The following is a 3,996-nucleotide window of genomic DNA, read 5'->3' as shown; positions in this document are numbered from 1 at the left end:
GCTACCCGCTACGACCAGACCGCCGAGAGCTTCCTCGGCTTCGCGACACTCGCCTCCATCCGACTGTGGATCAGGTTTGTCCACGCGGCCTAGCCCCAGGCCAGGGACGGGAGACACATGTTGTCCAAGGTGAAGCGGAAACTAGCAGAGTTCATGCGCTACCAGGCCGAGCTTGGCAGCCGTGGGCCGGAGGTGATGTCGCGCCTGGACGCGCTCGCCTCCGCCGTTGCGCAGCTGCAGCCGCCTCCGTCGTCTGCGCCGACCGGCCCCAGCGGCGCGGAGTCCTTCTCGCAGTGCGGGGAAGACCGGCTCGTCGCCTTCATCTTGCGGATCGCCGGGCATGAGGGGCCGGTGCGCTACGCCGACATCGGCGCCGCGCATCCGGTCTACGACAACAATACTTACCTGTTCCGGAAGGCCGGCGGGAGCGGACTGCTTGTGGAGGCCGATCCCGACTACCTGCCCGAATACCGCCACCACCGCCCCGGCGATGCCGTCGAGCAGGTCGCGGTCGTGCCCGAGCGCTTGGCGCACCAGGACAGCATCACCTTCTACGCCATGGAGGACCGGGGCTGGAGCTCCATCTCCCCCGAGCATTCGGCGCTCGCCGAGGCGCTGGGCAAGGGCGGGGTACGGCGCGAGTTCAGCGTGCGCTGCGCCACCATCAACACGCTGCTCGGCCGACATTTCGCCGACGGCCGGATCGACCTGCTCTCGCTTGACGTCGAAGGGCTCGATGCCGAGCTGCTGGGCGAACTAGATTTCGGCCGCTTCGCGCCCAAGGTCATCATCGTCGAGAACGACGCCGAGGATTGCGCGACCGGCCGCGCCGCCGCATCCACCGTCGAGATGATGCGCGGAAAGGGCTACGTCTTCTTTGGCTATACCTTCGTTAACACGATCTACGCCAGCCGCGCCTTGCTGGAGGCAGCCCGCTTCTGAGAGCTCAGCTTGGGTTCGCAGCCGGGCGGCTCCCACCCCTGGGGAGCGGCGGGATCGGGGGCCACCGGGATCGGTCGTGCGGCGGGGGCCAGAAGCCGAGGCGGCGCAGGTGCGCTTACTCCCACGCGATGCGGCGCGCAGCCGGGGCCCAGAACCAGGCGCTGTGCCTGCCGCTGATCTCGGCCAGGAGCAGGGCAAGGTCGGCGCGGGGGGCGCCGCCGGCTGCGCGCCACGCCTCTTCGGCTGCGGCCCTGGCGGGACCGTCGTGTAGGGTCTCGCCCATCACCCGGCGATAGGCGACGGCCAGCGATAGCATGGACGCCGACGGTGTACGGCTATAGCCGGTGGAATCGCGCCTCGATCTGCTCCCGCCACCCCACCGGAAACGGCTCCAACAGCACCGCCACCGTCATCCCCTCCGGCTGCCGCCCGTCCAGGATCGCCTCCACGATGTACGGCGCCAGCAGCGTCAGCCGCAGCACGCGGGAGACGTAGGACGAGTTGATCTTCTCGGCCGCGGCCAACTCGTTGATCGTGCCGAAGCGCCCGGACTCCAGCATCCGCCGCCATCGGAAGGCCCGCGCCACCGCCTTGATGAGCGTGATGTCCTGCCGACGCTCCAGCGCCAGCACGCCCGGCGTGACCATCGTCTTCCGCCCGCCGCGCGGCTTCACCCGAAGCGGGATCACCACCGTGAGGGTCTGCGTCGCGTCGCTCACGGCGCGGCCCTTCCGGCCTCAGGGGCCTGGGCGGCGAGGTCGCTCACCAGGCTGCCGAGCCCGTCCAACCGCAGCCGTACCGCGGCGCCCTCGGCCCGGACGTCGACGCGGTCCACCAGCAACCGAACGATGCGCGCCCGCTCGGCGGGGAAGAGCTCATCCCACAGCGGCTCGATCCGTTCCAGCGCCAGCAGCACCTCTTGCTCCGTCACGTCCGACGCCGTCGCGCGCGCCGCCCGCCACGTGCCCACCACCATCTCGGGCTGCCGGAGCAGCGCACGCACCTGCGCGACCACCGCCGCTTCGATCTCGCCGGCCGGCAACCGTGCGATCGCCGGCCGCTCGGTCGCGCCACCCTTCAGGACCGCCTGGCTGACATAATAACGGTACATCTGCCCGCCCCGGCCGCGACTGTGGCTCGGCGACATGGCGCGGCCGTCGCTGTCGAAGATCAACCCCCGCAGAAGCGGTGCAGTGGTGTTCCGCGTCCGGTTGACCCGCACCCGCGGGCTGACCTGCAGGACCGCGTGAACCGCGTCCCACTGCTGCTGGCTGACGATGGCGTCGTGCTCGCCGGGATAGGCCGTGCCCTTGTGCACCGCCTCGCCGAGGTACACGCGGTTGCTGAGGATGCGGTAGACGTCGCTCTTGGTCAGCGGGCGGCCGCGCTTGGTGGTGGCGCCTTCGGCGCGCAGCACCTGCACCAGCTTGGTGCAGGATTCCATCTCGACGAAGCCCTGGAAGATCCGTCGCACCAGCGCGGCCTCGGCGTCGTTCACCACCAGCTTCCGCTCTCGTACGTCGTAGCCGAGCGGAACAAAGCCGCCCATCCACATGCCTCGCTTGCGCGATGCCGCCACCTTGTCGCGGATCCGCTCGCCGATGACCTCGCGCTCGAACTGGGCAAAGCTGAGCAGGATATTCAGCGTCAGGCGGCCCATGCTGGTGGTCGTGTTGAAGCTCTGCGTGACCGACACGAAGGTTACGTTGTTCGCGTCGAACACCTCGACCAGCTTGGTGAAGTCGACCAGCGATCGGCTCAGGCGATCAATCTTGTAGACCACCACCACATCCACCAGCCCCTCCTGGATGTCAGCGACGAGGCGTTTCAGGGCCGGGCGTTCCAGAGTGCCGCCGGAGATGCCGCCGTCGTCGTAGCGGTCGCGCACCAGCACCCAGCCCTCCGCGCGCTGACTGGCGATGAAGGCCTCACACGCCTCCCTCTGCGCGTCGAGGGAGTTGAACGCCATGTCGAGGCCTTCCTCGCTCGACTTCCGGGTGTAGACCGCGCAGCGGTGCTTCCGCACTGTCGCCGGCATCGCGCTGGCCGGCTTTGTGTCGCGCTTCATACTGCGCCCCGGCTCGGGCGCAGCCCGAAGAACACGCGCCCGTTCCACCGCGTGCCGGTAATGGCGCGGGCGATGGCCGAGAGCGACTGGTAGGGGCGGCCGTAATAGTCGTACCCGTCGCGCGTGACGGTCACCACGTGCTCGACACCCTGGTATTCGCGGATCAACTGCGTGCCGGCGATCGGCTTGTCGTCGCCGCGCATACGGCGGACGGTGACCTTCCCGCCGTCGAGCTGTTCGCCGAGCGCCTCGAGCCGCGCCAGCGTCTCCGGCTTCAGCCCGCCATAGGCGAGCTCCTGGATCCGATAGGCCAAGCGGCTTTCCAGGAAGCGCCGGTTGTAGGGCGGCGGCTCCGTGCCGAAGAGTTCCCGCCACTGCTGCTTCAGTGCTGGCGTGGAGGCGGTCTTGAGGGCGGCGAGGCGGCCCAGCACGTCGGCCGGCGGGATGGCCGGGGCGGTGAACGCCGGTGCGGTTTGGGGCTTGGGCTTCGTGGTGCGCGTCATGCGTCTCTCCGGGTGGTCCGGTTCGCATGCAGGCGCTGGGTGGCCGCGAAGTGTAGCAACCGCTCTCCGCGGTCCACAGCGTCGCGCGCAGCTTCCTCAGCAGCGCGGCTGCGCAGCCGCAGCAGGCCACGGGCGAGCAGGTCGCAGACCTCGCGGAGGTGGGGCGGCAATGATGAGGGCATCGCGCTGCCGGGCGCGACGGTAAGATTCGGCATGCTCGTCGTGGCCTGGAGATCGTGGCCGCACATACCGGGGAGCGGGCAGCACCTGTCGGGGTACCCGCTGGAAGGCTTGAACAAAATAGGAACATATGCCAGGAAGGAAGCCTGTTCACACTGCTGACCTCCCCCCAATCAGCGATGGCGACACATGGCTTCCTTCAACCCCAGGAGACCTCTGCGAAACCCGCCTGATCGGGCGATGGAGGCGTGGCGGCGGCCTGGAAGCGGCCTGTGAGTTCGGTTTCGGTGTTTGGCGGCAGGC

Annotated in this window: 4 protein-coding genes; 1 reads left to right on the top strand and 3 read right to left on the bottom strand. The window is 69.0% G+C overall.

Translation table 11 applies throughout. From position 1 onward, the window contains the following. Window positions 1-129 precede the first annotated feature (129 nt). Window positions 130-942, top strand: a complete 813-nt coding sequence (locus FHS88_RS20185) for an FkbM family methyltransferase (RefSeq protein WP_338146690.1) — start codon at window positions 130-132, stop codon at window positions 940-942. 335 nt (window positions 943-1,277) lie between these two features. Here the strand turns inward: FHS88_RS20185 and FHS88_RS20180 are convergent, their stop codons facing one another. The 3 genes from FHS88_RS20180 to FHS88_RS20170 are packed head-to-tail and all read right to left on the bottom strand — an operon-like array spanning window position 1,278 to window position 3,513. Next, complete coding sequence (locus FHS88_RS20180; protein WP_184487287.1) at window positions 1,278-1,661, bottom strand: hypothetical protein; 384 nt, start codon at window positions 1,659-1,661, stop codon at window positions 1,278-1,280. Then, on the bottom strand, window positions 1,658-3,010 hold the full coding sequence (locus tag FHS88_RS20175) for a recombinase family protein (RefSeq protein WP_184487286.1): 1,353 nt from the start codon (window positions 3,008-3,010) through the stop codon (window positions 1,658-1,660). Before FHS88_RS20175 ends, FHS88_RS20180 begins: the two co-directional genes overlap by 4 nt. Continuing rightward, window positions 3,007-3,513 carry a DUF2924 domain-containing protein gene (locus FHS88_RS20170; RefSeq protein WP_211842850.1) on the bottom strand — a complete coding sequence of 169 codons (507 nt, stop codon included), beginning with the start codon at window positions 3,511-3,513 and terminating at the stop codon, window positions 3,007-3,009. Before FHS88_RS20170 ends, FHS88_RS20175 begins: the two co-directional genes overlap by 4 nt. Between the last annotated feature and the right edge of the window lie 483 nt (window positions 3,514-3,996).

This window comes from Neoroseomonas alkaliterrae (assembly GCF_014199195.1).
Classification (GTDB): domain Bacteria; phylum Pseudomonadota; class Alphaproteobacteria; order Acetobacterales; family Acetobacteraceae; genus Neoroseomonas; species Neoroseomonas alkaliterrae.
This window is presented reverse-complemented; position numbering and strand designations above follow the sequence as displayed.

Coding starts and splice junctions, on each gene's coding strand:
- FHS88_RS20175 (WP_184487286.1), bottom strand. CDS start 3,010: ATGAAGCGCGACACAAAGCCGGCCAGCGCGATGCCGGCGACAGTGCGG.
- FHS88_RS20170 (WP_211842850.1), bottom strand. CDS start 3,513: ATGACGCGCACCACGAAGCCCAAGCCCCAAACCGCACCGGCGTTCACC.